Source organism: Mesorhizobium sp. RSR565B (genome assembly GCF_054719465.1).
In genome coordinates this window covers 1,341,951-1,367,915 of record NZ_JBTTIE010000001.1, presented here as the reverse complement: position 1 = coordinate 1,367,915, position 25,965 = coordinate 1,341,951, and the positions used below count along the sequence as shown (strand labels likewise).

The window sequence follows — 25,965 nt, the reverse complement described above, 5'->3', positions numbered from 1 at the left end:
TTCGTGAAAGTCCCGATGCACGTCGGTGTTCTATTATTGGAACGCCGCGATGTGAGAGCTTTTTGCGAGGCTGCTGGATGAAAAGAAGCCGCCACACTTATTGCGTAGGGAGCAGCCGCCGCACTCTTCGGCGTATTCATTTTTCCAATCGCTGATCGAGCGTTTTGCGTACTGATGGATGGAGCCGTCAAGAAGACAGAGCTGGTGATTGTAGACTGAAACATTGATTCTAGCCGCAGCGAGATATTGGACGGCCGCCCGCAGCTCGCTGCGATAGTCGTATGGGTCCATCCAGAGCTTATCCATGTTTGCCCGCGTGAACCCTGTGATCTCAAGGCCCATGAACGTCACGTGATCGACAAAAGTCAGGTTCCTAAAAATGAAATCGGACAGGTCAGCGAGCCCTTCGTAGGTTTGCTTGTGAACGACAACTCGTATCTCGACCTCAGCACCAACGGACTTAAGGTTCATGATTCCGCGGATTGTTTCGTCAAAAGCGCCCTTGGACTGAACCACGTAATCGTGAATTTCCGGGTCGGCGGAATAGATCGGTATGCCGACCGAGAGGCGGCGATGTCCAATTGCTTGATACCGCTCAGCAAACGCCTTGTCCTTAAACGTCCGGCCATTGGAAAGAATATGAATTGGCGTCGCAGGAAGATGGTCACGAGCCGAGGACAAAATGTCAAAAAAGTCCTCACCCACCAGCGTTGGCTCACCGCCAGTAATCCCGAGAAACGGGGTCGTTGAGGGCAGCAAGGGCAGCACATCCAAAATCTCCCGCGCCAACCAGCGATCGTCAACGTCTTTGGGTGGCTGGGAGCACATCAAGCACAGGTGGTTGCACCGCTCCGTTACGAGGAAATAGTTGGCGTTGGCATCCTTTCTGAACAGGACACGCACTGCCTTCCGATCCGGCACAAAGCGGATAACGTCTCCCTCGCTGAGGTAGTCGAACTCGCGGGGCAGAACGACTAGTCGTCGGTCTGAAAACAGGCGCTCAGCCTCCGGCCGATGCTCCTCAAAGGTGACAACCCACGGGCAATCCGGATGAGACGCCTGCCCCTTGAAAAGATACCCATCATGATCCCGGTCGGGCGCTTGATCCGCTTGGCCCGTCACGAGCCTAAGTGCCACTCGCTGAGAGAAATCACCGACGCTTGCTGACGCAGCGAAGCCACTCAGTCGCAACATCCTAATTCGCCCAACTTAGAAAGAGTTCTCGGGCGGTAACGTCCCTCTCCATGAGTTCGATCAGCCTCTTGAAGATCGACATATTGCGATTGCAGAATCCTGACCGCGTTTTGAGGCCAACAAAGTCGCCCTGCGTTGCAGTGTGGAATACGGGATCAGACCCACAAAAAGGCTCGTAGGCGCATTCGGCGCACATCGGAGCGGACCCGGCAAAGGACTGCTCAATAGGATCGAGGAGAGCGTCAGACCCGAAAATCTCCGCGTAAGTGTTTTCGTGGACGTTCCCGAGCAGAAATGTCTTGTCGCCCATCTCAGCCAACATGCGCGCTTCGTCGGATGCGTAGACGCTGGTGTCATAGTTATAGACAACGGCGGAGATACCGATGCCTGCCGGGCTCATCAGGTCCACATATCCCGGCTCGAAAGGCGTGAGCATCTTTGTCAAGATGGTGGCCGCGTAGAACTCCTTGAAGGGAATGCCTTTCCGATTCAGTTCGAGGATGTAGTTCAGCCCGCCGAAATAGAAGTCGAGCCAGCGGTCCACATCGTAGGCGGCGTATGATTTTGTCTTGACGGCAAAACCATAGGGCGAAAGCGGACGAAGAAATATTCCGGGGAAATCTAGCCGAACGTACTCGTCAATGATCTCGCGGACACATGGAAGGCTGGCTTTGGTGGTCGTCATAAGCGCGCTTACGCGCTCATGGCCAAGAGCTAGTCTGGCCTTATGGATGCCTGCCACGGCCAACTCGTAGCTGTTCTTTCCCGGGCGCGGTCGATTGGCATTGTGAAGAGTGGCCGGACCATCAAGCGACGTAGAAATTAGGACGCTGTGCTCCCGGCAAAACTCCAAGATTTCGTCGGTAACGACAGCGAGATTCGTCGTGATAACGAATTGCAGCGAGCGCCCGGCGACCTTGTTGATCGCTTCAGCCCGATGCACGACGTGTTGGATCAACGGGAAATTCAGAAGCGGCTCGCCGCCTTGGAACTCGATCTTGATAGCCGGACTTGGAGACTGGAAAATGAGCGCCAATGCCTTCTCGGCAGTCTGCTCTGACATATCGAAGGCTGAACGATCTTCGCTTTGACGGGATACCTGACAGTAGGGGCAGGAATGCTCACAACGCAGCGATACGACCATTATGTGAAGCGATGTGAAGTTCTCCAGCCTTTTTGCCTTGGTCCGAACCTTCAGCGCCAGCAGCTCCTTGCCGATATTGGAGGATGCATCAAAGAGGAACTGCCTACTGCGCAGGCGGGAGTAGGCAGGGTGTGTGCTGGGAAGCTCGTGCTTGACAAACGAAGCGAGCACGGCGCGCGGCAATACCAGATATTCGCCCGCTTGGTTGGTCAGCACATACCGCTCGTCGTCCAATTGGGAAAAACGGAAGTAAGCGAGCTGATATGTGTCGTCCAACGGTCGTTGGAACTCAGTTGCCGGAGCAAACTTAGTCATCGGACTGTAGGCCCGATCTGGAAAACGCCAGCGCCAGTACCGCGTTTCTAACCGTGGCGGTTTCGGCGGCGATGCTGCTACGCAGGTCCTGATCCAAGACCTCTAGCCGCAGCTTTTCTACCGCTGCGTCGGCCGAAGTTCGCGCGGCCGCCTTGCTGAAGCTGATCATGCATACTGCGAAGCCGCCTTCGATCGTGATCTCAACCGCAGCGTTGCCGGTTACCCGATACGCTGCGCGCTTCACACAGTCGAGACTGAAGACTGACAGATCAAACTTGACTTGGGCAGTCTGGACGAGCTCGCTATCGCGAGAAGTGTCCGCCATCAACAATAGCTGTAGCCAGAGCAGTGAGACCCGTGACTGGCATGGCTCGAATGGCTGGTGTGGTACGCCATGATAACGTCCGTACCATTTGAGCGGTCGAGCACCTCACCGTAGCCGAGGTCCGCCGGGACAGTGCCAGCTTCAGCCAGCTTGGCCGAAGGCTGATTTGCCGATTCGACAAGGACTGCAGCCTGAACTTGGCCGCCGAGAATCATCGTGGCCGACAAGGCCATTGGTGACAGGAAATTACGCTTCGACATTATCCAAACCCCCGTTTGTACGGACTCATTAGCAAAACGGGCCAAGTCGGGCAAGTACCGATTGTGGAGAAGTGCTTAAGAGATCACTAATATTACACTGAATACTGTATTGCGGGAGAGGCCGGGTTCCGTCATCTGAGCGCAATCGATCGTCATTTTCGCCCTGAACGCGAGAATTCTCCTCCCATGACCCGTGCAACATAAGCTATCGCGCCGTGCTTTTTGATTGTTGCGGAGTCGCAGCTATCGCAGCAAGCGGTGTGGTAGGTTGTCGGCGGACGTGTTCCAAAAACCCATTCGAGGATCCGCTCTGCAAGGCTCGGTCTGTGCCGTCCCCCGCTATCGCCAAAATAGTTGCGAATCGACTTTCGAAAACAAGAAGTCGAGCGGAGCATCCCGGCCACTTGATCGATGTTCTGGTTGCGCTGCTCCAGCATGGCCGCTCTTTGGTGTTCATCCCCCGGTGCATTCGAGACAGTCATCTCGGCCATGAATTTGAGGCGTCCCGTATCACCTCGGCCCTTTCCGTCGTGGAACATGACCGAGACCGACGGCTTCCCATCTCTTCCAGCGCGGCCGAACTCCTGCAACAGGTCTTCAACAGATGCTGATTGTTGCCAGTGCACCACCAGCCGCACGTTAGGAACGTCGAGGCCCATGCCAAAGGCGTTGGTGCAGACAATCTGATCGACCACTGGGCGGCTCTGCCCCAAGAAGCGCTTCACGAGCTCCTGCCTCTCCCATGGAGTTCCCAGCTTGGAATGATAGAATGGGATGTCCAACCCCATCGCCGACAAAGCAGTCCGCAGTTCGTCCCCCACTTTTACCGTAGGGACGAAAATCATCGCCTTCTGCCCCTTCAAGTGGGGCAGCGCCAGCATGGATGCTATTTCCTGCGCCCGCTGTTCAGATCTACAATGCCGTCGCAACATCGCGATGTTTGGCCTATCCACATCGCGGACGAACACCTTCGCGTCCGGGATGCCAAGCGAGGCGAGAATTCGGTCCTGCATTTCCTTTCCAGCGGTAGCGGTGAAAGCCAAGACTGGGGGAGCACCGAGCTTTTCCCGAACCTCGCGCAAGCGCCCGTACTCGGGGCGAAAGTCCTCACCCCAGCGGTCAACGCAATGGGCCTCGTCTATGATCAAAAAGGACGGTTCGCTCCGCTTTAGCTGGTTGCGCTCGGCGTCGCTACGAACAAAGAACCGCTCCGGCGCTACGTAGAGGAGCTTTATGGCCTTGAGGCCAAGCAGAGAAAAGCGGGTCTCCTTCTCTTCGCGGCTGAGATCACTGTTGATGAACGTTGCCGGTATTTTCTTGGCCAGAAGGTCGGACACCTGTTCGGACATCAGCGCCTTCAAGGGAGAAACAACAAGGGCGACCCCACGCCTCAGCACCGCGGGAAGCTGAAAACATAGGGTTTTGCCGGAACCGGTGGGACTGACGACTAACACGGATTTTCCCGAAAGCGCAGCCAGAACGATAGGCAACTGACCGTGACGAAATCGCTCCAGCCCAAACAGGCGTAGAGCGGGTCCGAAGTTGCCCGTCGTTTCGGTCACGATTCCCTCACGGTCTAGCCATTTGGCAAGTCGCACTGCCCATCTCTCGATCGCCCGTCTCGCGAGGCCACCTGCCAAGTTCGGGTGATGGCTCGCATGACAGCCATCGCAAAGCGACACCAAGTTCGACATTTCGTCGCTTCCACCCATCGAGCGGGGGAGCAGGTGGTGAATGTCTGCGCTCGCCGATTTCAACTGGATGCCGCAGGAGACACAACGATAACCGTCCCGATGCAGGACCCGCTGTCGCGTATGGGACCAACTATCCGACGGTGCGCTCAGAACAAGCTCTTTCAACTGCGATTTGCGATTTGTGGCTGGCGGGAGACCGAGTTGCGAAATTGTATGGATGGCGGTCGAGAATCAACACTACGTTCCTAAGTTCATCCTGCGCCAGTTCCTTTCCGACGAGAAGAACGAGCGGGTCTCGGTATTCGATACGCACACCGGAAGAAGACATTCGTCACGTCCATTCGAAACATGATGCCCGAGCGCCGCTTTAACGATTTCACCTTCTATTGAATGGCTGGCCTCCTTTGAGCCGATCGCTTGTGCTGCCGAGCACCAGATTCAACCAAGCTATGGAAAGGTGTTGAAAGACCGACGGCTCGACAACAGCCCCGAGCAGAAGGCCGCGTTGGCGATGATGCTGGCGTTTCAACTGTTGAGAACAAAGGCCACCCGCGATCAATGGCAGGCGATCGAGGAGGCGCTCGTCAAGAAGGTCGAAGAAAGTGGCGGGAAAATGCAGGATGTTCGCGGGTGGGAAGACTGGCAACCTATGACCGAGGACAGGCTCAAGAGGGAACATCTTCTGAGCATTCAGGGCAGCATCGGGGGCCATGCCCAAATTATCGCCGCAAAGGATTTCGTGCTGGCCGAGCCCGCGCCGGGGCGTAGCTTCTATCTAGGTGACAATCCAGTTTGCCTTGCCAACGCGCGCGATTTTGGCCCGCGTGGCAACCTCGGCCTAGGCGTTCAAGGCATTGAAATCTACATGCCGCTGGCATCGGACCTTATGCTATGCGCATTCTGTCCATCGATCATTGAAGGGCTGAGGGAAACCCACAAGCGAGCGAAGGAGGCTAGGCAGGCCGAAGCAGTGTCGCGCCTAATGAAAGGTCAACTTTCAGCAGCCGGGATGAGGCAGTTTCTGGATGCGGCAAACGCCACAGCAAGGCCAGTCGAGGAATTGCTTTCGGCGGCTGCCGACGGCTACCCTGTCTCATCGAACGACGCCAATATGGATTATTACAACTCCCTACAAACCTCGTATGCTTATCGCTACGTCGTGTGCCAGCAGGCTGACTTTGCGTTGGCGAGGAGTTTCAACAGCGAGAACCCCGCGTTGAAGCGAGGGCGCAGGGTTCAGGTCGCCTAGGGGAAGTTCTCAGCCAAACAGCTCGGATCAAAGCACGAAGCCGGGTTGCATCCTGCTTCCGGATGGTCGCAACAGATCGAGCAGCGACGTCTTTCAAAACCTCTCTGCCTTCTAGACCTGCGACACACAGCTTGTCGATCTCCGCTCCATGCATAAACCGGCAGACCGCAGCAGCTTCGGCGAGCTTTGATAGCTTCCACCACGCCCGCCCCTATGCTTGTGCAGTAGAAAAGAGACTTCTTAGGCTGTTATTCTCACCCTAGTAGAAGTTCAGAGATTCCAGAAATGGTCGAGATCTGGTCGCTTAGCTCGATACGTGCAGTTTCAGCCCGACTCTCTCGCAAGCCAATCGAGCGACCTGCGTGGCCGAAGACCCATCTACAAGAAAGCTCCAATCGTAGTCAGCCCTGCTTGTCTCGGCTGTCGCAGTCTCGCCACCGGCAAGGGTGAAGAGAGTTCCCTTATTGCAGTCGTATCGAGCATGGGTGAACCACATTCCGCTTTGACTGCTGTAGCGGGAGTGCAGGACGTTTACGACACCCTTGCCCTCGTAAGTGACTTTGCGGACCGCATAGGTCGCCTGTGGCTCGCCCGGCCGATCTATCACTAAAGGCTCTGTCAGGTACCCGCCGTCGTACTTGTCTTCAACCGGGGTGGCCGCAGAAGCATTCTCCCCCGGCGCGCGCTGCATTCCCTTGATGATGTGGCCAAGAGATCCAATCGCGATGAACCCGAGAAGACCAATAGCACCATAGAAGGCATAGTCCTTCGGCCCCTTGCGCTTGGCGGCAGCTGCGGTGGCCTTGACTTGGCCGACGGTGGAAACATTGGCGGCTCGTTCGCCGAACTCCCTTAGTTCTTTAACGTCCATCTGGCTTCGACCTCCACAAACAAGCAGCCACTCTGCACCTTTCCGGTCAATACTTCGTTGTGTCGCCAGCTAATTCCGTATCGAAATTGCGGCTTGAGGGGTAGCAAGCCGGGTGGCCATCGTTCTACTTGAGAGGATGCAATGATGTTCGGGGCGCTGGCGCAGATGCCAGCACCCCGTTAGCAAACGCCTACCCAAGGTCTGCCTCAAGCTTGCGAAGCTTCCCAAGGTCAAAGCGTAGATAGCGCTTGTTTTCCGGCAGTCCGGCCTGCTTCACACGTGCCGTCCAGCCCCCGCCATGGCCCTTGCGAGTGGCTTCTGACGCCAGGAGGCGTGGCATCAGCTTCTCCTCCACGAACCATTTGTGTGGCACCTGCTGGTCGAGCCAAGCGCGGGTAACATAAAGGTGCGTCCGCCCTTGTTCGCGGCGACGGAAGCCGTTCTTGTACTTTTCAGGATGCCTTGGTTCGACCCCGTCTTTAGCCGCTGGAAACAAGTTCTTGGCTGCTACGCGCTCGAAGAAGAGAGGCCAAAGCTCAGCCTCCCTTCCGGTCGCTGTCATCTCTGCGGCGATCCGCGAATTGTAGAGCTGCCGGATCGCTGACGTGACCTGATCCTGGCTAAGCGGGATCAACTTCTTTCGGGAAGCGATCTCGCCCACGGCCGCCAAAAGGCTGAAGCGCTGCGCGATGCGATCCTGATGCGGTTCCGGAGCGGAAATTGTTGCCATGAACCGCTGTCTGGCTTCGCTGACGTGCTTCGCAGCCGCCTCGATGCTCTTCTTCGACAAGAACTCGATCCACAATGGCAGGACCGTTCCATGTTGGACCGCAAGATGATTGACGAGATCGGCCCGCAACTGAGCTGATGTTTCGCCCTCGCCAGGAATGAAGATGCCACCCTCGCTGCCGGGACGCACTTCGATTTCGATAAGTCGCACACCCTCGCCACCATCAAACTTGATGCCGTTCTCGCGGAACAGCTCGGCCATTGGCATCTCGCTCGAAAGCATGGGGATCGAGAAGGCCGGGATAGGCGGCGTGACCTCACCCTTACGGCCGCGGGCCTTTCCGGATGACGAGGCGAAGACCAAGGCACGAATCTTGTGTGCAAATGCCTTTCCCTCGTCGACAGAATTCTTGAGGTCGGTATACGGCACGGCAATGCCTCCGCGCATGGGCAGAAGGTCCTGCTGCAGGCCCAGCGTATCATTGAAGTTAAAGAGCTGGCGCTCATGATCGCAGGCGGTGATAAGGGACTGCGTAACGAAGAGCGCCGTCGTCTTGCCGGTAGACGTCTTCTGCATCAAGTTCAGGGCAAAGGAATCCTTGAGCCCGATACGAGATGCCAAGCTGGGAGTTAATCCGGCAATGTACGCGAGGATTAGGACCGGCGATCTTTCCAAGAAGGGCTTGATCCCCGCAAGATACTCCTTGGCAGTGCCCGAAGTACGACGCTCGATCTCAGCGCCCCGTTCGAGGCGCACGTTCTTCACCGCATCCCTGTCACCGAAGATTCCAAATGGGGTGACGAGAGCGTTGCCGCGCCAGCCAGTGGAGGCCGCCATCGTCACGATGCGCCCCTTTTCGCTGCTGAGGATAGCTTCCCGGCATTGATCGAAATTTTGTGGCAACATAGCGCCCTTGTCGATCAACAGTTTCCGCAGTGCGTGAGAGGAGATGAGCTCACTCTTGGGAACCGCAGCCTCAACCACCCCGGTTCGGGTACGAAAGCGCAAAACGCATTCGTGCTTGCCCGTGCTCTCGGAGACCTCAGTTCGCACGAGCTTCAAAAAGTTTGCATCGGACGGCTTAGCATTGGCTTTCGCAATTTCGGCTGCTCTCGTCTCGTTCCATGGCAGTTGCAGTGCGCCTTGTGTAGGCATGATAGACTCTCCTTTTGGTTGTGGTGTGCACATCGACACACCCCTCATTTCGGTTGCAGTTGCAGGCCGTGTAGGTCGACAATTCCCAGCCCGTAGTGTTGCTACGATTGCTCCGATCAGGTTCGCCACAACCTCGTTGGGAGGCCTCTTCTCGGCATCGGCAGGGTTGTTTGAGCCATCTTCGACTTGCGACTTCGCCGACATCGATTTCACATTGGAAGTCAGCTCGAACCGTCCGTGCTTGTACTGCATCCCCGCGAACACCAGCCGTCCTGCCGTACCATGGGGACCGAGGTTGCAGATCAGTTCGCCAAGCTCTTGCCGATTTGGAAACTGCCGCTTCTTTCTAGGACCGAGGCCGTAGTAGGAGTATTTCCAAAAGGGCTGTTTCACCGTGTAGGTTGCCGCATCGCGGAAATCTTCCCAACCCGCTTTGACGGGGTCGACCCTCACGGGAGTCTGTACAAGTGTGTCGCGGTCGAACCCGCGAGCGGCCTTCTTAATTTGATCCTCAGATCTCCCACTTATCATGAAGTGCAGATGAAACGGCTTGCCTGTTGGTTTGTTATCGTTCGCGCGCCAGACCGTCTCTATTGCACCGAACAGCATCAGTGGCTCGGGCACCGTCACACGATGTAGCCGCTGGATGAACGCCTTGATTGCGGGATGAGAGCCGAGTTGTCCAAAGGCTCGGACATCGCCGGGCTTTTTCGTCCAACCCCGCATGTATGCCGTGACGAAGAACCACTGGTGTTTGTCCAGCCGCTCTTGGTCTAGGAACTCAACCAAACGAACTCGAAGAGCACGGATGCACAGGGGGCACAGGCCCGAGTTGCAACGTTTCTTCGGGCTGCATTTTTCGGCGAGATAAGGATCGGTGATCGGAGCCGCGGCCAACGCCTCGCGCCGATATTCCGCGCAAGCATTGATGGTTTCAAAGTTCGGAGGCAGGATTTTCAGCGCCTGTGCCCTGTGCACCTTCGAAGGACGCGCGTTCATTCCGCACCTCCTTTGTCGGACAAACGCAGCAGGCGCTCCAGATGAAGGAAGTCGGGCTCGATAAAAAACGCGATCAGACCAAGGATAGCTTGATCCGACCCAGTGCTTGGTTTTGGCATAGCTTCGCTCTCGGTTTGAGAGCGACGACGAGGAAGATGGGGATCGAAGCACCAACTGACCATCGCCACTCCCGGTTTAAGGGTGTGGATTTGACCAGATGATCCGCAATTGCGGCGGGGCCGTTCCCCCTTGGACTGCGGCAGTCCGTTACCGGAGGCCGAGCTCGCTATCTGATTGGAAGGCTTTCTAGGCTTCTTCTTTGTGCATGGAATTTAGGGTGTGCCCTGTGTATCGTGCAAGAGGGTGGCAAAAATATTCTCGCTCAGTCCTTGGCGGGCGGCATCTCGGGAAGGTTGGCAATGCGAGTGGAACTGCCTGAACCTGTTGCAGCTATTTACAGGGCTGTGGAGCTTTTGGAGGCTTGCTATCCGGGTCGAAAGTTTACTCCGGATGGGCATCTCGTTGGATCGATAGGGGAGGTGGTCGCCGCCGAGGCGCTCGGACTTACCCTATATCCGGGCTCTCACCCCGGGCATGATGCCTTCGACAAAGATGGCGATGTCCAAATCAAGATGACCGGAGCCAAATCGATTTCGCTTTACGACACCTGCAACCGGCTCGTGGTCTTGCGCGTGGTTTCGCCTGAGTTTGCCGAGATCGTGTATGACGGGCCGGGCGAGCCAGCTTGGCAAGCCGCGGGACCGGTTCAAAAGAATGGGCAGCGAGTCATCCGACTTAGCAAGCTTCTGGCGATAGCAAAGATATCTGCGGCCGCGACGGAATCTTCGGGCGAGGAGATTGCTATCTAATCGTTGGCAGATTCTTCATTTGTTCCCGCGATTGTATAGAAGGGTAATTTTGAGATTTGTCCTGCCATGGTCTTAAGTGTGACCTCGCCGTAGGTGTCGGCGACCGTCCGAGCTGCCTGACCCTGTATCGCGTCTAGAATGCGGGGAGGGATACCGGCTTCCATACCAACTGTTTTGAAGCGGTGACGCCAGCCGTGGTTGGGCGCCACATTCGGGTCTGGCACGAAGGTTCGACCGAATTCGGCGAGGCGGTTTTTCAAGCCTCGCAGAGCCCCGCGGATGTTTTCAGACGGATCGACCTTCAAAAAGAGATGTCCGCTTGGAGCCTCTTGTACAAAAGCAGGGAATCCAAGGTCGGTCACCTGCTGATGAAGGGGTACCTCGCGAGCTTCATTGGTTTTGACTGTACCGGCCTCGGGGGTGATTCGAATGACCCAAACACCGCCACGCAAGGTCACATCCTGCTTTCTCAACTGGGCCAATTCGCCTACGCGAGCTCCGGTAAACGCACATAACCATGGTATCCAACGCTTCGCCGCAAAGGTCTTCGCATTCTCCTGCCCTCGCCTATGAGATAGGGCGCCAGAAAGGATTGTTTTGGCCTCTTCATCCGAAAAGCCCTTCGATCTATGGCGAGCAGGCTTTCCGACCTTCAAGGTCACACCGACTGCCGGGTTATGGCCCACGAGACCGTTGGCGACCCCCCAGCCGAAGACGACTTTCAGAGCCGAGAGATTGCTATCCTTAAACGTCTTGGCGGAAATTATCTTTCCGGTTTTCGGCGACGGTGTGCTCAGTCGATGATCTTTGAAGGCAATAATATCCTTGGCCATAACCGTCGATGCATCGTTGTGTTTCAGAAACCGAGCAAGATAGGCAAACGCATCTCTGTAGCTCTCATAGGTACTCGGTTTTCTGCCCGCTGCCTTGCTCTCCTTCCACCAGCCGTCCACGAGCCCAGTCAAAGTCGCTGTGTTAGTGCTCTGCTTTGTCACCGCCGTCTTACGCGACCGACTGTCGGTTGACTGAGTATATGCCGAGCGATGAAGCCACTCGGGCTCCTCTCCGGGCTCAAACTCGCCGCGTTCAAGCCTTTCCAGCGTTAAGCTGGCTCTCTGCAGGGCGGCCCCCACTGCACGTGCCGTCTTGTCGATACTCCACGAATCGTCGCTGAAGCTATTGCCAACAAGAATGTCCTTTGCCCGGCTGACGCACCCGGCCCGCATCGACTTCCAGAGCACGTTTTCTATCGGCATCTTTCCCGGAATGGGATCTGCGATACCTTCCACGCCCGGAACAGGATCAACTGAGGGCAGGGGATACTTTGTCCACATTCCTTCGTAGAGATCCGTGTGCCAGTGAAGCTGTTCGCTCGGATTGTCGCGGAACCTTGCAATCCATTCGTCATGGACGGTTTGGGCAAAAACATGCGCCTCACGGTCTGTTATGAGACGTGGGGTGCCCCCAATGCCACCGTCCGGGTCGTCTCTTCGTGTGAGGCTGCCTCCGAGACGTATCCGCGCCCACTCGCGCTCAAATTCAGCGAGCACCTCGATAAATTTTCGCTTGGCCTCCACGGGGTCTTTTGTACCAAGGGTCTTGATGGCTTCCTTGCGACCCGTCAGCGCGGTTATGTCCGCTGGTACTCGCTTTCGGAACCAGTAAACGCCGGTCTTAGGATGTTTTGTTGGACGGCTCATACCTAGGACCATGTGTAACACCTGTGTGTAGCACTGGGGTAGCCCTAACTGTTTAATTTTGCTAGTTTTTCAGCTGCATCAACACCTTAGGTGGGGTGATGGTGCCCAGAGGCGGATTCGAACCACCGACACGCGGATTTTCAGTCCGCTGCTCTACCAACTGAGCTATCTGGGCCTCGCCGGCAAACGAGACATCGCCTGACCGGATTTCAGGAAAGCGCCGTGGGGCACCCCTTGAAAGCGCGTGGGTTATAGCACGGGAATCCGGCCTGTCCAGCGCCTAAGCGCTGATTTTCCGGGGCAATTGTCGCAGACAATACCGACGCCGGCAAAGCAGCAATTGCGTAAGGTCGGCGAAGTGGAATTGCGCGGCCGGCACCGCCCAAACCCTACTTCGGCTCGTCGCTCTCGTCCTCGTCATCCCGCGCGGTGATGACATAGGCGCCCTTCAGCCAGCGGTTGAGGTCGATGTCCTTGCAGCGCTTCGAGCAGAACGGATAGGTCTCGCGCGCCGACGGCTTGCCGCATTCGGGGCAGGGGCGCTTCGGGCGCAGTGGTGTGACCTTATCGTCCAGGCTCATGGCCGCGCGGTATGCCAGCTGGTGTGGACCTTGAAGCCTTCGCCCGAAAGCAGCGCCACCGTCTCGTAGAGCGGCAGGCCGACGATGTTGGTGTAGGAGCCGACCAGCTTGACGACGAACGACCCGGCGAGACCCTGGACGGCATAGCCGCCGGCCTTGCCGCGCCATTCGCCGGAGGCGACATAGGCGTCGATCTCCTCGCGCGGAAGCCGCTTGAAGCGTACCCTGGATTCAACCAGCCTTTGGCGCAGCTTGCCGCCCGGCGTAATCAGGCAGATGCCGGAATAGACCCGGTGCGAACGGCCCGAAAGCAGTCCAAGGCAATTGGCGGCGTCGTCCAGCGTCTCGGCCTTGGGCAGGATGCGGCGTCCGACCGCGACCACCGTATCGGCGGCCAGCACGAAACTTGGCGCATAGTCTTCCTCGCTTTTCAGCGAGGCCAGCGCCTTCTCGGCCTTTTCCTTCGACAGCCGCTTGGCCAGCGAGCGCGGATGTTCGGCGCGCAGCGGCGTTTCGTCGACATCGGCTGGCAGCACGCGGTCCGGCTCGATGCCGGCCTGTTGCAACAGTTCGATCCGGCGCGGCGAACCAGAGGCAAGCACGAGCTTCTGCAGGATGCTCATCGCGGTTCGCGCCGGACTGTTACTTGAAACGGTAGGTGATGCGGCCCTTGGTCAGGTCATAGGGCGTCATCTCGACCAGGACCTTGTCGCCGGTCAGCACACGGATGCGGTTCTTGCGCATGCGGCCAGCCGTATGGGCGATGATCTCGTGTTCGTTTTCGAGCTTCACCCGGAACATCGCGTTGGGCAACAATTCCGTCACGACACCCGGAAACTCGAGGACTTCTTCCTTCGGCATTCGATACCTTTGCTTGGATTGCAGTTCCGGCGCCCTGGAGCGCCCAGGCCGGAATTTCGGCGGAACCTATATGATAATCGTGCGCTTGTGAACACGCTTAGATCGCGTCATATGCGACGCGCTCCAAGCTTTCGTTTTATGCATGTCGTTGTCTCAAAACCGGGACCGCTTTTGAGCGACATGCATCAATCCGCCGCGTTTTTTACCTCCGGAAGCAGAAAACGTCGGCTGATGCGCGCTTTCAGCCGTTCTCTCACGTCGCGATAGCTGGCCATGATCTGCTCGCGCCTGCCGCCGACATCGGTCGGATCCGGCATCGGCCAGTATTCGACGTCGACGGCAAGCGAGCGGGTGAGTTCGAGCGCGGCGTGGTGGGCTTCCGGCGCCAGGGTGACGATCAGGTCGAAATAATCGTCCTCGAGATCGTCCATCGAGCGCGGCTGGCGCTCGCCCAGCGTCAGGCCTTCTTCGGCCAGCACCGCGTCGACGAACGGATCGCGCTCGCCCCTGTGCACGCCGGCAGAGGCGACGAAAGTGGCCGGCGGCAGCATGCGCCGCGCCAGCTGCTCGGCCATCGGTGAGCGCACGGCGTTCATGCCGCACAAAAACAGGATCGAGCGGGGCGCCCCAGTCAGGTCTAACCCCGCCAGTGCAGCACGCAGACCAGCGTGAACAGCCGCCGCGCCGTGTCGAAGTCGATGTCGATCTTGCCGGCCAGCCGGTCCATCAACGTCTGCGAGCCTTCATTGTGCAGGCCGCGCCGGCCCATGTCGATCGCCTCGATATGGCTCGGCGTCGAGGAGCGGATGGCGTCGTAATAGCTTTCGCAGATCAGGTAGTAGTCCTTGACGATGCGCCTGAGCGGCGTCAGCGACAGGATATGGGTGACGACATCAGCACCATCCTCTCGGGCGACCGCAAACACCAGCCGGGATTCGGCCAGCGACAGCTTCAGCCGATAAGGCCCGGCGCCGTCATCATTGACCGGCTGAAAGCTGTTCTCCTCGATCAGGTCGAAGATCGCCACCGCGCGCTCATGTTCGACATCGGGCGTCGAACGGCCGATCGACTCGTCGAGCTCGACATCGATCAGCCTTGCGCGGGTTTGATCGCCGTCCGCCATCGCCGCCTACATGTTCAGCCGGATGGCGACGGAGCGGCCATGCGCGTCGAGGCCTTCCGCCTTGGCCAGCGCAATCGCCGCCGGCGCAAGTGCTCTCAGCTGCTCCGGCCCGAGCTTCAGGATCGAGGTGCGCTTGACGAAATCGAGCACCGACAGGCCCGAAGAGAAGCGCGCCGAACGCGCCGTCGGCAGCACGTGGTTGGAGCCGCCGACATAGTCGCCGATGACTTCGGGCGTATGGCGTCCCAGAAACACAGCGCCCGCATTGCGCATCCTGGCCAGGAAGCCCTCGGCATCGTCGATGGCGAGTTCCACATGTTCGGCGGCGATGCGGTCGACCAGCGGCAGCGCGGCCTCGATGGTCCCCACCAGGATCACCGCGCCGAAATCGCGCCAGCTGGCAGCCGCCGTCTCGGCGCGCGGCAGGCTCAGCAATTGGCGCTCGACCGCCTGTTCGACTGCTTTTCCGAACGCAGGATCGTTGGTGATCAGGATCGATTGCGCCGACACGTCGTGCTCGGCCTGCGCCAGAAGATCGGCGGCGATCCAGTCGGGATCGTTGCTGCCGTCGGCCACCACCAGCACTTCAGACGGTCCGGCAATCATGTCGATGCCGACCGTGCCGAACACCTGGCGCTTGGCGGCGGCGACATAGGCATTGCCCGGTCCGACGATCTTGGCGACCGGCCGGATCGTCTGCGTGCCATAGGCAAGGGCGGCAATCGCCTGCGCGCCGCCGACGCGGTAAATCTCCGAAACGCCTGATATATCGGCTGCCACCAGCACCAGCGGATTGATGATGCCGCCCGGCGCCGGCACGACAATGACGATGCGCTCGACGCCCGCCACCCTGGCCGGCACGGCGTTCATCAGCACCGAGCTTGGATAGCTTGCCGTGCCGCCCGGCACATAGAGCCCGACCGCCTCGATCGCCGTCCAGCGCGAACCCAGCTCGACCCCGGCGGCATCGGTATAGCGATCGTCCTTGGGCATTTGTCGCTCGTGGTGGGATCGGATGCGGTCGCGCGCGAACTTGAGCGCATCGACCGTCTGCGGATCGGCGTCTTTGTAGGCCTGCGCGATGTCGTCCTTCGACACGGCGATGCCGAGACTATTGAGGTCGGCCTTGTCGAATTTCAGCGTGTAGTCGACCAGGGCAGCGTCGCCCTCGGCACGAACCCGCGCAATGATGGCGCGCACGGCAGTGTCGACGTCCTCCGATACTTCCCGCTTGGTGGTCAGGAAGGCGGCGAAACGCTGCGCGAAACCGGCATCGGACTGGATAAGCGTAATGGCCATCGGCTGCGTCTAGATCATGGTGAGATTTGCTTGAAATCTCATCATCATCTAGCCCTTTGTTGGAGCATGATCTCTGGACAAACGATTCCCGTTTTGTCCAACAAAAACCGGCACCCACTTTTTGGGATCATGCTCTAGACCCTGTGCACCGGACGCGAGGTGGCTTCCCAGGCGCCGCCTATGTCGGCAAGCCGTGCCTCGATGCATTCGACGTCGAGCATGATCGCGCCGCCGCCGGAAAAGACCAATTCGACGATGCCGGCCGGCTTGCTGATTTCGATAAAGCTGATTGCCAGAAGCGACAGCACCTCGGCCGGCCGATCGCGGGCAATGCCGCTGGTCTTGGCGCCGAGCACGCGGTCGAAATGCAACACCGCCTGGCGCCGCTCATTATGCTGGCTGAACAGCCCGGACTTCGCCTCCCAGACGAAGCGGTTCATGGTCAATATGAAACGCTTGGCCGAAGGCAGGTATTCGAGATCCGAGACCTTCATCACGGCGTCCTGGACGTGAGCCGAGACGATGCTCAGATCCTGATCGTCGAGCGCAATGAGTTTGAGGGCTGCCATGCCGAATGCACACCTGAAAGTTGGTTTCAGCCTTCTGTTAGGCGGTCTTTCCGGTCCGTGCAACCGCGACACAAACTCAACCCGAGGCTAGGGCCTCGGGTTTGAAGTGTTGATAGCGAATGAAGGCAGCACCAGACGCCTGTCTGTCTGAAGCAACTGCCGTGCGGTCAAGCCGAAATCCGCTCGATCACCGCGCCGCAATTGGAGAGCTTTTCTTCCAGCCGCTCAAAACCGCGGTCGAGGTGGTAGACGCGGTTGACCGTCGTTTCGCCTTCGGCCGCCAGACCGGCGATGACCAGCGACACCGAGGCGCGCAGATCGGTCGCCATCACGGGTGCGCCCTTCAGCTTGGAGACGCCGTCGACGATCGCCGTTTGGCCGGACAGCGTGATGTGGGCGCCGAGCCGGGCCAGTTCCTGCACATGCATGAAGCGGTTTTCAAAGATGGTCTCGGTGATGCGCGACTTGCCTTTGGCCATGGTCATCAGGCCCATGAACTGCGCCTGCAGATCGGTGGGGAAGGCCGGGAAGGGCGCCGTCGTCACGTCGACCGGCGAAATGCCGGCGCCGTTGCGCCGGACGCGAATGCCGGAATTGGTCGGCGTGATCTCGGTGCCGGTCTGCGCAATCACGTCCAGCGCGGTCTGCAGCAATTCGGGGCGGGCGCCTTCCAGCACCACGTCGCCGCCGGTCATGGCCACCGCCATGGCATAGGTGCCGGTCTCGATGCGATCCGGGATGACGCGCACGCGCGCGCCCGACAGCGATTCGACGCCATCGATGGTAATGGTCGGTGTGCCGGCGCCGGAAATTTTTGCGCCCATGGCGTTGAGGCATTCCGCGAGGTTGACGATTTCGGGTTCGCAGGCGGCGTTTTCCAGCACCGTTTCGCCCTTGGCGAGCGCCGCCGCCATCATCAGCACGTGGGTGGCGCCGACCGAGACTTTCGGGAAGACATAGCGGTTGCCGACGAGGCGGCCATTCCTGGTCTTGGCCAGCACGTAGCCGGTGTCGACATCGATGTCGGCGCCCAGCGCCTGCAGGCCTTCGAGGAACAGATCGACCGGCCGCGTGCCGATGGCGCAACCGCCGGGCAGCGACACTTTCGCCTCGCCCATGCGGGCCAGCAGCGGGCCGATCACCCAGAACGACGCCCGCATCTTCGACACCAGCTCGTAAGGCGCGGTCGTGTCGACGATGTTGCGGGCCGAGAAATTGATGGTGCGCGAATAGCCCTCATTCTGCTTCTCGCGGCGGCCGTTGACCGAATAGTCGACGCCATGATTGCCCAGAATGCGGATCAGCTGCTCGACATCAGCCAGATGCGGCACGTTTTCCAGGGTCAGGGTGTCGTCGGTGAGCAGTGAGGCGATCATCAGCGGCAGGGCTGCGTTTTTCGCGCCCGAAATCGGAATGCTTCCGGCGAGCTTGTTGCCGCCGACAATTCTGATGCGATCCATGAGAGCATGTCCCCTCGGCCCGAAAGGCCGGTTTTCGTCAGTCTGAATATCGGCCCGTCTAGACCATTGGCCGGCCTGGTTCAAGAAATACGATTTCTGAGCCCATTGGCCAAGGTGACCGCCCACTGTGGCGGCTTTCGGTCAGTCCTTGTGCATTTTTTCTGCAGCAGCCAGGCCTTCCGGCCGCTGGTCCGCCTCACCCGTGCGCCGCGAGCGCGCTTGAGTCTTGCGCTTCATAAGGTTGGCGCGCAATTGCTCGGCCAGCCGGTCCTTGCGGTTGGTCCCGCCCTTTTTTGCCGGACCAACCTTTTTCGATGGAATTGTCTTGTCGTTCATCGTTCCGTTCCACCCGCGACTGGCGGGGCCTGCCGTTCAAGGGGATAGCTAGCATTGTGGCGCCGCCATGTCAGCGAAACTTGTCTGGCAAAGGCTTTCACAGATGCCTTGCGCTTGCCGGTTCGATATGGCAGAAGCCCCGCCATCAGCGGCTGCGGTAGCTCAGTGGTAGAGCACTCCCTTGGTAAGGGAGAGGTCGAGAGTTCAATCCTCTCTCGCAGCACCAGATTTTCCATCTCCGCAAATTGGCAACAAGACCACTGGCGACTCACGATGGCAGCCAAGTTGCGTATTCGAGCCTCCCGCCTTACAGCCTAATTCTTCTCGCCCCACTCCCTCTTAACGAAACGTTCTATATCCGCAGCCCTCGCGAGAACGGCATCCTTGTTCCACTTTTTTCCATTTTCTAACGCCGTCCCTATCTTCGCCGCCTGCCTGAGCCCAGAAGCAACATATTCAGGCGCCTTTTCCTTCGGAGCTCGTGCACCAAGCGCGGAATTGAGGCCGGGGGGGAGCATGACTAAATTCCCTATGTTATGCACGTAACTCACACCAGAGCTTTGCGGTTGAATGTGCTCTATAGATTTTGATGGATCCACCATCCAGATTTTATTCCACTGGCCTTTGTTTATTTTCTCTCCTGCGACCTCGCAGAGATATTCTTCATATCGAAATAGCAAATAACGCAGCTCCTCCGCCCAGTCATCATACGAATAGTCCCAATACTCAGGGCCATATAGGATGTCATCGATTGGATAATCTTCACCGATCTCCAAAAGCTGGGCTTTGATGTCGGCGGGCTTGAGGGTCTTTCGAATAATGTCGTGCCCAAGCCGGACGAACTCGCCCACTTTATGTCGGGCGTCCGCGCCCCCTAGGCCGTAGACGCGAAAAATCACCCGCTCCCATTGCTGCAGCAATTCAGCCTCGTTTTGCTTATCGAACTTTCGCAGGAGGATCGATATCGCCACAAACCGAGCCTGGGCAATTCGCGTAACAGCATTGTATCGAACATTCGCACTTAAATCCTGGACCGCCTCAACAACGTCAAAAAGATCTTTCGCTATGTGAATGATGGAAGGCAGTTTCGAACCAGCAGCCAACGTGAGTTCCGTGGCAGCGTCTTCCTGACTCAGAATTTTGTTAGGGCGAGCATCGCGCGTCCAAGTGCCAGAAAATCTAAGCGCTTCGTCTCCAAGATCGCTGCGTAACCCTAGAACGCGATATATAGCTTGCCATATACCCTGCATTTCGCGAAGTGCGTCCTTCCGGGAACCAACTTCGCCGTGCTCAAATAGAAGTGCCATCAGCTGGCTTTTGAGTTTATCGACCCATTTTACGTCTAGACCGCGACTATTGAGAACTTCAAATACTCTATAGACTGTCGCTTCGTCCAATATCTCATGGTATATGACGGACAATCTGTTTCTAATTAGAGCGACAAGCTCGACGAGAGAAGAACTTTCTCCCCACCCGACGACGAATCCATCGCATTCGTTTATGGCTTTCAATAAATTGACGTCTGCAGAAGTTGGGTGCTTAGGAGATATAATGGCTCCATTTTTGATGTATGTCGTAAAGACGTTGCTTGTGTCATGATTTGTTTGAAGTAAAATAAGAGAGTTATCGTCACTCTTCACAAGAAGTTCATTTATCTCCCGCCTCAGCCTCACCTCTTTTTCGTCATCGAGAGAAAGATGCTGAAAGACAGATTTTAAAAGGATTATTATCGTCGTTATTCGCTGCTGACCATCAACCAGCTCGACTTCTCTAAATTCATCCGCGCCGATCTGTCTTGTGTCTTTGCCGAGACCGACAACCGTGGCCATAAAATGATCACGCCCGGACCTGGCGACATCTCTGATATCATTAAAGAAGTCCGTTCTCTGCTTGGTACCCCAAGCGTAAGCACGTTGATATTCAGGTATCCGAAAAAGCCTACCGGATAGCAACCCCGCGATTTTTAGGTGCATTGGATTGAGTTGCATTAATATTGTCTCCCCACCACGATTTTGACGACACCATTTATATCGAAGCCCTTCCTGCGTCAGTGCTCATACGCTCACCGAAGTGCTAGCCTGCAATAGATAGAACGCCGATCTCGAGGTCTGTAAGAAATTGGTAGCCGTGCTCCGCTGACAAATCAATATTTGGATTCGGCGATTCATATTTAAGAGGTGGATAGAAGCTCTGCCAAGCGAGCCGCAGGGCTTCTTACACACCAGCCAATGCTTTCGGATCAATAAAGCGATCGAGAGTCGGTCGCTTCAAGCCACCGACCACCCGCCATCCACCAATGTATTCGCCCCGGTGATCAGCGATGCCGCCGGCGACGCCAGGAACACCACGGTTCCCGCGACGTCGATCGGGTCGCCGATGCGGCCGAGCGGGATGTGGCCCAGCACATGCGCGTGGAACTCCGGCTCGGCCAGCGAAGGCCGCGTGCCGTCGGTCCAGATGAAGGTCGGCGCCACGCTGTTGACGGCTATTTTGTGCTGCGCCCACTCCGCGGCCAGGCAGCGGGTCAGATGGTTTATCGCCGCCTTGGTCATGCAGTAGATCGCTTCGCCCTTCAGCGTCACTGTGCCGGCCTGCGAGCTGATGTTGATGATGCGCCCACCTTTCTGCGCAATCATCAGCTTCGCGACCGCCTGGGTGGTGAAGAATGTGCCCTTGAGGTTGACGTTCACCGTCAGGTCGAAATCTGCCTCGGTGACGTTCTCGGCAAGGTTCTCCGGCCCGAGCCCGACATTGTTGACCAGGACGTCGATGCGGCCGAAAGCGGCATGCGCCTCCGCGACACCAGCCCGCACCGTCGCAAGATCGGTCGCATCCATATGCACGGCAAGGGCACGTCGGCCGATACGCTCGATCTCGGCGACAAGCTCAGCCCCGTCGGCCTTGCTGCGCACGCCGACGATCATGTCGGCGCCGGAGCCGGCGCAGGCCAGTGCGCAGGCGCGGCCGATGCCACGCGAGGCGCCGGTAACCAGCACCACCTTGCCGGCCAGATCGAATTTCGGCGTGTAGTCCGTTGTCATCGCAAACCTCCCTTGAAAGCCCATCAGGCCGGAATTGTCTTACCCGGCACCCCGCGCCGAACACTATCCCGTCGCAAGCTGAAAGCCAGCCGGCGCTGTGTCTATCCGCCCATGACAAGAACACAGCTAGCCCAAGGACTTGCCATGGGCCAGCCATCATGATGCCATCTCCGTTGCGGACAATAGCGCCGGGTTTTGGGGTAGACGATGCTTTTTGGGCGAACAGCAGGTGCGACAGGGCGCATGTGCGCGGCAATTGCCGCGGCACTGCTGCTGTGCCTATGCGCGCTTGTCCCCGCTTTGGCTGAAGAGCCGAAGGCGCTGAAAGGCGTCGCGCTCATCATCGGTCAGTCCGACTACCAGCATGTCGGCAAACTGCCCAATCCGGAAAACGACGCCCGCGCCATCGAGGAGATGTTCGACAAGCTCGGCTTCGAGACAAATGTCGCCACCAATCGCGACACACGCAAATTGCGGCGCGATCTCGAAGGCTTCGTCGACGATGCCGAGGGCGCCGATGTCGCCATCATCTACTATTCCGGCCACGGCATCGAAGCCGGCGGCGAGAATTATCTGGTCCCTGTCGATGCCGATATTTCGGCACTCGACAATGCCGGCGAAAAGTTGGTGCCGCTGTCGTCCATCGTCGCCGAACTGAAGGCCAAGGTGCCGGTCACCATCGTTCTGCTGGACGCCTGCCGCAACGATCCGTTCCCGCCGGGCACGCTCTTGAAGCTGGCGCCGGGCGACGAAGGCAAGCCGATCGGCGCCGGCGGTCTCGGCGAAACGCGCGGCGTGGTTTCCCTGAAAGGTGGCGCCGAGGCCAAGGGCTCGGTCGACGACAGCCTCGGCCAGGTCATCGCCTTTGCCGCCGAGCCCGGCAAGGTTGCGCTGGACGGTCCGGCCGATGGCAACAGCCCCTATGCGGCAGCGATCCTGCGCCACATCGACACGGTGGGCGGCGAGGAATTCGGCACCGTTCTGCGCATGATCGGCGAGGAGGTCTATCTCAAGACCAACGGCCAGCAGCGGCCCTGGGTCAATGAGAGCCTGCGCCGGCTGCTCTATTTCGGCACCCCCGCCGAGGCGCCGAAAGGTGATGAGGGCGAAATCCTCAGGGAGCGACGCCAGCTCCTGCTGACCATCTCGACGCTACCCGATCCGGAGCGCCGCCAGATCGAAACCATATCGCGTGACGGCAAGGTGCCGATGGATGGGCTCTACGCCATGCTGAAGGCGCTCGGGGTCGACATACCCAAGGATCCGGCTGAGCTCGACAAGCTGCTGCGTGGCCAGACCGAACGGCTGAAACACGTGTTGGCTGAACGCGAGACTTTGAAAAACCCGGACCCCGAAATTGCCAGGCTATCGAAACTCGCCGAACAGGCGGTTCAGGAAGGCGCGCTCGAAGCGGCGCAGAAATTCAACGAACAGGCCAAGGCCCGCATCGGCGAACTTTCGTCTACGGTCGACCAGGCCGAGGCCGAGCTGAAGGCAAAGCGGCTGGAATTCGCAAAGGTCTTCGCCAGCAGTGCCAGGACTTATGAAATCTCCTTCAACTTCAAGGAGGCGGCGCAGGATTACGCCAAGGCCTTCGAGCAGGCTGCCAAATGGAGCGACGAAGACGCGTTCTACTACAAGGCGGCAGAGGCCAACGCTCTGTCGGAACAAGGGGACTTCTCCGGCGACAATGCGTATCTCGCCCAGGCCCTGACAGCCTATGAACAGGCATTGACCTATGTCACCCGCGAAAAGTTGCCGCTGCTTTGGGCGGCCACCCAGAACAATATGGGCGCCACGCTTGCTACGTTGGGCGAACGGGAAGCCGGCCGCGAAAACCTCGACAAGGCAGCTGCCGCCTATGAGCAGGCGCTGACCGTCTATACGCATGACGCCTACCCCGACGACTGGGCATCGACCTATGGCAATCTGGGCACGGTCTACTGGCGGCTCGGCCAGCGCGAGAACGGGACGGCGCTTCTGGAGCGGGCTGTCGCGGCCTTCCGCTCGGCGCTCGAGGTGCAGTCGTTGAAGAAACTGCCGCTGGAATGGGCGGCGACGCAGAACAATCTCGGCATCGTGCTGTCCGAAATCGGCGACCGCCAGACCACATCGGACAGTTTCCGCGCGGCGATCGAGGCGCATCGTGCGGCATTGACGGAATACAGCAGGGAGCGCGTACCGCTCGACTGGGCGCTGAGCCAGGTCAATCTGGGGGCAGCGCTCTATCGCCTTGGTGAGCGCGAAAAGGATATCGCGACCATGCAGCAGGCGGTTGCTGCCTATCAGGCGGCGACCGGCGAAATGACCAGGGAACGCGCGCCGGCGCAATGGGCGACAATCCAGAATAATCTGAGCACGGCGCTGGAATCGATCGGAACCATTAACGGCGATGTCGCCACGCTTGAGCAGGCGCGCGACGCCGCCCTGGCATCGCTTACGGTTTGGACGCGCGAGCACGCCGCGGCGACCTGGGCCAACGGCCAGCTGACGCTCGGCAACGCCTTGCAGCGCCTCGGCGCCAAGCAGAAGAACAAGGAACTGCTGATGCAGGCAGCCACCGCGTACCAGGCCGCTCTGTCCGAATATCCGCGTGAGAAACTGCCGCTTGACTGGGCTTCGCTGCAGCAGAATCTGGGATCGGTCAACGACACGCTCGGCGATCTCGATACGGGAACCGATTACTACATGCAGGCGGTGACCGCGTATCGTCAGGCATGGGAGGTCTATACCGCAACCGCCGCGCCGGGCGAGTTCGCTTCGATTGGTTACAGCCTTGCAGGCACGCTATCGAACTGGGGCGAACGCGCGGGGGACATCTCGATCCTGCGGCAGGCGATCGATGTCTACGGTCAGGTGCTCAGGGTTCGCACCCGCGACAAGGACCCAGTCAATTGGGCCAAGACGGAATTCCGCCTCGGCTGCGCGTTGATGATGTCAGGCAAGCTGGCCTCTGACGATCAACTGCTGCAGCAATCGGTCGACGCGCTGCGGGCGGCGCTCGACGGGCAGACGAAAGGCGGTGATGTCACGGAGATCGGCCAGACGCGGCGCGTGCTCGGCCAGACCCTGTCGATCCTGGGCGACAATACATCCAACCTGGACTTGCTGGCGCAAGCAGCCGACATGCTGGAAGCCGCGCTCCCCGCCTACTCCAAGGACGCCGACCCGGAGGAGTGGGCCAATATCAACTACGACCTCGGCTTTGCCCGCTACAGCCAGGGCCGGATTGGTGGCGACGCCACGTTCTACGCCAAGGCCGTGGAGAGCTTCGAGACGGCAGCGCGGATCTACGACGGTTTTCCCGACCGCATGCAATGGGCGCGCACCAAGGGCGATATCGGCAATGCCTTGCTGATGGCCGCGGACGGCAAGGACGTCGAGTTGCTCACCCGCGCGATTGCCGCCTATGACGCAGCGCTCAGCGTGGTAACGCGCGAGAATGCGCTGGCTGTCTGGGAGAACAATCAGAACAATCTCGCCGGCGGGCTGTCGAGTCTTGGTTACTGGGCGAACGATGTCGGCAAGCTGAAACGAGCCGCTCAGATCTACCGCGACCTCGCCACGGTGCGAACGATCGCCCGCGATCCCGATCTCTGGATCACCAACCAGACCAGTCTCGCGCAGACGCTGAGCATGATCGCGGCCCGCGAGCCTTCGGCTGAATTGTACGAGGAGGCGATTGTCGTCAACCGGGCGCTTGCCGAGCAGCTCGGTCGCGACCGCGATCCCGAACGTTGGGCCAATGCGCGCAACGAGATGGGCTATGCCTTGACCATGGCCGGCCGCGCCGAAAACAATGTCGCGCATTTCGAGGAGGCGGTGTTGGTCCTGCGCGAGGCGATCGTGGTGCAAAAGAAGATCAATTCGGTGCCGGCTGTCGCCTTCACGCAGGACAGCCTGTGCGACGTGCTGGTCGATCTGGGCGCCGCCCACAAGGACAAGGCGATGGCACAGGAAGCGATCGCCGCATGCCAGGACGCGCTCGTCATCTTCCGTGACAAGAAGATGGACGATCTCGCCGCCGGTTCCGAAAAGAACCTCGCCGAGGCACAGGCGTTGCTGGCCGAGTTGCATTAATCCGAGCCCGCGCTCCCGGATGCGGGCGAATGGTGGGCACGCCCAGCGTTCACGCTGTTGCGCAAGCAGATGTCACCGGCTCGCCATGGCATGACAGAGATGCGATGTGG

21 protein-coding genes, 2 tRNA genes and 1 pseudogene are annotated in these 25,965 nt (G+C 58.8%); 4 read left to right on the top strand and 20 right to left on the bottom strand.

All coding sequences use genetic code 11. The features are described 5' to 3' along the window. Positions 1-33: 33 nt before the first annotated feature. From hxsC to ACYG9R_RS06595, 5 genes are all read right to left on the bottom strand, one after another. Complete coding sequence (gene hxsC, locus ACYG9R_RS06615; RefSeq protein WP_050590515.1) at positions 34-1,194, bottom strand: His-Xaa-Ser system radical SAM maturase HxsC; 1,161 nt, start codon at positions 1,192-1,194, stop codon at positions 34-36. Position 1,195: 1 nt separating this feature from the next. Continuing rightward, entirely contained in the window at positions 1,196-2,614 is a 1,419-nt protein-coding gene (gene hxsB / locus ACYG9R_RS06610; protein WP_196813581.1) for a His-Xaa-Ser system radical SAM maturase HxsB, read from the bottom strand. 31 nt (positions 2,615-2,645) lie between these two features. Further along, positions 2,646-2,978 carry a hypothetical protein gene (locus ACYG9R_RS06605; RefSeq protein ID WP_023823689.1) on the bottom strand — a complete coding sequence of 111 codons (333 nt, stop codon included), beginning with the start codon at positions 2,976-2,978 and terminating at the stop codon, positions 2,646-2,648. Further along, positions 2,978-3,238: a hypothetical protein gene (locus tag ACYG9R_RS06600; protein WP_127218519.1), complete on the bottom strand. Its 261-nt coding sequence runs from the start codon at positions 3,236-3,238 to the stop codon at positions 2,978-2,980. The genes ACYG9R_RS06605 and ACYG9R_RS06600 overlap by 1 nt, the downstream gene beginning before the upstream one ends. Positions 3,239-3,390: 152 nt before the next feature. Next, positions 3,391-5,097, bottom strand: coding sequence for a RecQ family ATP-dependent DNA helicase (locus ACYG9R_RS06595; RefSeq protein ID WP_245260043.1), 1,707 nt, complete (start codon positions 5,095-5,097; stop codon positions 3,391-3,393). 52 nt (positions 5,098-5,149) lie between these two features. Between ACYG9R_RS06595 and ACYG9R_RS06590 the strand changes: the two are divergent. Beyond that, positions 5,150-6,181 (top strand): annotated as a pseudogene (locus ACYG9R_RS06590) (DUF4238 domain-containing protein). A 304-nt stretch (positions 6,182-6,485) separates the two neighbouring features. Here the strand turns inward: ACYG9R_RS06590 and ACYG9R_RS06585 are convergent. Beyond that, positions 6,486-7,052: a hypothetical protein gene (locus ACYG9R_RS06585; RefSeq protein ID WP_023823686.1), complete on the bottom strand. Its 567-nt coding sequence runs from the start codon at positions 7,050-7,052 to the stop codon at positions 6,486-6,488. Between the two features lie 190 nt (positions 7,053-7,242). Beyond that, complete coding sequence (locus ACYG9R_RS06580) at positions 7,243-9,936, bottom strand: DUF927 domain-containing protein (RefSeq protein ID WP_023823685.1); 2,694 nt, start codon at positions 9,934-9,936, stop codon at positions 7,243-7,245. A gap of 419 nt (positions 9,937-10,355) precedes the next feature. On the opposite strand from ACYG9R_RS06580, the gene ACYG9R_RS06575 reads away from it, so the two are divergent. Further along, the gene (locus ACYG9R_RS06575) at positions 10,356-10,805 is read left to right on the top strand and encodes a DUF6998 domain-containing protein (RefSeq protein ID WP_031199290.1); all 450 of its coding nucleotides are present in this window, start codon (positions 10,356-10,358) and stop codon (positions 10,803-10,805) included. Here ACYG9R_RS06575 and ACYG9R_RS06570 read toward each other — a convergent pair. The 11 genes from ACYG9R_RS06570 to ACYG9R_RS06520 all read right to left on the bottom strand — a co-directional run bounded on the left by ACYG9R_RS06570 (position 10,802) and on the right by ACYG9R_RS06520 (position 18,734). Next, a complete protein-coding gene (locus ACYG9R_RS06570; protein ID WP_032886107.1) occupies positions 10,802-12,517 on the bottom strand; it encodes a DUF6538 domain-containing protein in 1,716 nt (571 codons plus the stop codon). The two genes, ACYG9R_RS06575 and ACYG9R_RS06570, sit on opposite strands and share 4 nt — an antisense overlap. 87 nt (positions 12,518-12,604) lie before the next feature. Continuing rightward, positions 12,605-12,680, bottom strand: a tRNA-Phe gene (locus ACYG9R_RS06565). Between the two features lie 214 nt (positions 12,681-12,894). Further along, a complete protein-coding gene (yacG, locus tag ACYG9R_RS06560) occupies positions 12,895-13,086 on the bottom strand; it encodes a DNA gyrase inhibitor YacG (RefSeq protein ID WP_023669280.1) in 192 nt (63 codons plus the stop codon). Beyond that, positions 13,083-13,709 carry a Maf-like protein gene (locus tag ACYG9R_RS06555; protein WP_023681911.1) on the bottom strand — a complete coding sequence of 209 codons (627 nt, stop codon included), beginning with the start codon at positions 13,707-13,709 and terminating at the stop codon, positions 13,083-13,085. Before ACYG9R_RS06555 ends, yacG begins: the two co-directional genes overlap by 4 nt. A 19-nt stretch (positions 13,710-13,728) precedes the next feature. Continuing rightward, positions 13,729-13,947, bottom strand: a complete 219-nt coding sequence (infA, locus tag ACYG9R_RS06550; RefSeq protein ID WP_006200926.1) for a translation initiation factor IF-1 — start codon at positions 13,945-13,947, stop codon at positions 13,729-13,731. Positions 13,948-14,132: 185 nt separating this feature from the next. Continuing rightward, positions 14,133-14,597 carry an arsenate-mycothiol transferase ArsC gene (locus ACYG9R_RS06545; protein WP_081725519.1) on the bottom strand — a complete coding sequence of 155 codons (465 nt, stop codon included), beginning with the start codon at positions 14,595-14,597 and terminating at the stop codon, positions 14,133-14,135. Beyond that, entirely contained in the window at positions 14,585-15,070 is a 486-nt protein-coding gene (locus ACYG9R_RS06540; RefSeq protein WP_023669283.1) for a UPF0262 family protein, read from the bottom strand. Before ACYG9R_RS06540 ends, ACYG9R_RS06545 begins: the two co-directional genes overlap by 13 nt. Positions 15,071-15,076: 6 nt before the next feature. Then, positions 15,077-16,369: a histidinol dehydrogenase gene (gene hisD, locus ACYG9R_RS06535; protein WP_023823682.1), complete on the bottom strand. Its 1,293-nt coding sequence runs from the start codon at positions 16,367-16,369 to the stop codon at positions 15,077-15,079. A gap of 134 nt (positions 16,370-16,503) precedes the next feature. Continuing rightward, the gene (locus ACYG9R_RS06530; protein WP_023692404.1) at positions 16,504-16,938 is read right to left on the bottom strand and encodes a DUF2948 family protein; all 435 of its coding nucleotides are present in this window, start codon (positions 16,936-16,938) and stop codon (positions 16,504-16,506) included. 167 nt (positions 16,939-17,105) lie between these two features. Beyond that, positions 17,106-18,398 carry a UDP-N-acetylglucosamine 1-carboxyvinyltransferase gene (gene murA / locus ACYG9R_RS06525; RefSeq protein ID WP_023732388.1) on the bottom strand — a complete coding sequence of 431 codons (1,293 nt, stop codon included), beginning with the start codon at positions 18,396-18,398 and terminating at the stop codon, positions 17,106-17,108. Between the two features lie 141 nt (positions 18,399-18,539). Then, complete coding sequence (locus ACYG9R_RS06520) at positions 18,540-18,734, bottom strand: hypothetical protein (protein ID WP_023823681.1); 195 nt, start codon at positions 18,732-18,734, stop codon at positions 18,540-18,542. Between the two features lie 151 nt (positions 18,735-18,885). On the opposite strand from ACYG9R_RS06520, the gene ACYG9R_RS06515 reads away from it, so the two are divergent. Next, positions 18,886-18,960 (top strand) — tRNA-Thr (locus ACYG9R_RS06515). A gap of 88 nt (positions 18,961-19,048) precedes the next feature. On the opposite strand, the gene ACYG9R_RS06510 is transcribed toward ACYG9R_RS06515, so the two are convergent. Continuing rightward, positions 19,049-20,722: a DUF262 domain-containing protein gene (locus ACYG9R_RS06510; RefSeq protein ID WP_023823680.1), complete on the bottom strand. Its 1,674-nt coding sequence runs from the start codon at positions 20,720-20,722 to the stop codon at positions 19,049-19,051. 279 nt (positions 20,723-21,001) lie between these two features. Beyond that, positions 21,002-21,775 carry an SDR family NAD(P)-dependent oxidoreductase gene (locus tag ACYG9R_RS06505; protein WP_023823679.1) on the bottom strand — a complete coding sequence of 258 codons (774 nt, stop codon included), beginning with the start codon at positions 21,773-21,775 and terminating at the stop codon, positions 21,002-21,004. 243 nt (positions 21,776-22,018) lie between these two features. Here ACYG9R_RS06505 and ACYG9R_RS06500 point away from each other — a divergent pair, with 243 nt between their 5' ends. Further along, positions 22,019-25,855 carry a caspase family protein gene (locus ACYG9R_RS06500; RefSeq protein WP_023823678.1) on the top strand — a complete coding sequence of 1,279 codons (3,837 nt, stop codon included), beginning with the start codon at positions 22,019-22,021 and terminating at the stop codon, positions 25,853-25,855. Positions 25,856-25,965 lie beyond the last annotated feature (110 nt).

Bases quoted from the DNA above. Each gene is read 5' to 3' on its own strand.
- ACYG9R_RS06570 (WP_032886107.1), bottom strand. From the start codon at position 12,517: ATGGTCCTAGGTATGAGCCGTCCAACAAAACATCCTAAGACCGGCGTT.
- yacG (WP_023669280.1), bottom strand. From the start codon at position 13,086: ATGAGCCTGGACGATAAGGTCACACCACTGCGCCCGAAGCGCCCCTGC.
- ACYG9R_RS06580 (WP_023823685.1), bottom strand. From the start codon at position 9,936: ATGAACGCGCGTCCTTCGAAGGTGCACAGGGCACAGGCGCTGAAAATC.
- ACYG9R_RS06540 (WP_023669283.1), bottom strand. From the start codon at position 15,070: ATGGCGGACGGCGATCAAACCCGCGCAAGGCTGATCGATGTCGAGCTC.
- ACYG9R_RS06555 (WP_023681911.1), bottom strand. From the start codon at position 13,709: ATGAGCATCCTGCAGAAGCTCGTGCTTGCCTCTGGTTCGCCGCGCCGG.
- ACYG9R_RS06575 (WP_031199290.1), top strand. From the start codon at position 10,356: ATGCGAGTGGAACTGCCTGAACCTGTTGCAGCTATTTACAGGGCTGTG.
- murA (WP_023732388.1), bottom strand. From the start codon at position 18,398: ATGGATCGCATCAGAATTGTCGGCGGCAACAAGCTCGCCGGAAGCATT.
- ACYG9R_RS06505 (WP_023823679.1), bottom strand. From the start codon at position 21,775: ATGACAACGGACTACACGCCGAAATTCGATCTGGCCGGCAAGGTGGTG.
- infA (WP_006200926.1), bottom strand. From the start codon at position 13,947: ATGCCGAAGGAAGAAGTCCTCGAGTTTCCGGGTGTCGTGACGGAATTG.
- ACYG9R_RS06605 (WP_023823689.1), bottom strand. From the start codon at position 2,978: ATGGCGGACACTTCTCGCGATAGCGAGCTCGTCCAGACTGCCCAAGTC.
- ACYG9R_RS06530 (WP_023692404.1), bottom strand. From the start codon at position 16,938: ATGGCAGCCCTCAAACTCATTGCGCTCGACGATCAGGATCTGAGCATC.
- ACYG9R_RS06520 (WP_023823681.1), bottom strand. From the start codon at position 18,734: ATGAACGACAAGACAATTCCATCGAAAAAGGTTGGTCCGGCAAAAAAG.
- ACYG9R_RS06510 (WP_023823680.1), bottom strand. From the start codon at position 20,722: ATGCAACTCAATCCAATGCACCTAAAAATCGCGGGGTTGCTATCCGGT.
- ACYG9R_RS06500 (WP_023823678.1), top strand. From the start codon at position 22,019: ATGTGCGCGGCAATTGCCGCGGCACTGCTGCTGTGCCTATGCGCGCTT.
- ACYG9R_RS06585 (WP_023823686.1), bottom strand. From the start codon at position 7,052: ATGGACGTTAAAGAACTAAGGGAGTTCGGCGAACGAGCCGCCAATGTT.
- hisD (WP_023823682.1), bottom strand. From the start codon at position 16,369: ATGGCCATTACGCTTATCCAGTCCGATGCCGGTTTCGCGCAGCGTTTC.
- hxsC (WP_050590515.1), bottom strand. From the start codon at position 1,194: ATGTTGCGACTGAGTGGCTTCGCTGCGTCAGCAAGCGTCGGTGATTTC.
- ACYG9R_RS06600 (WP_127218519.1), bottom strand. From the start codon at position 3,238: ATGTCGAAGCGTAATTTCCTGTCACCAATGGCCTTGTCGGCCACGATG.